1 protein-coding gene is annotated in these 251 nt (G+C 35.9%); it reads right to left on the reverse strand.

Annotated features, from left to right (window positions below):
* Positions 1 to 20: 20 nt before the first annotated feature.
* Positions 21 to 251 (reverse strand): YetF domain-containing protein (locus ADJ83_RS27000; protein WP_048717470.1); only part of this gene is annotated, 231 nt, incomplete at its 5' end.

A 251-nucleotide genomic window follows, 5' to 3' on the forward strand; every position in this document is an offset into this window, starting at 1 on the left:
TGCTCTTATCCTAACAAATTTTATTTAGGACTTACATGTATGCCTTCACTCTCTCGCCAATCTGCGTAAAGTATACGCTTTACATTATCATATCCATTGGTAGTTAATTGGTTATCTAACCACTGTTGATCAAATCCGAGTTCATGTAAATTATCCCATAAAATTTCCCCATCTATAATTAACGATGTTGGGAGGTCTACTGGACTTTCTGGAAGATTGAGATCTTGCTTGTCTGGTTTTTGATACTTGGA

The organism is Bacillus sp. 522_BSPC, assembly GCF_001076885.1.
Lineage (GTDB): Bacteria > Bacillota > Bacilli > Bacillales > Cytobacillaceae > Niallia > Niallia hominis.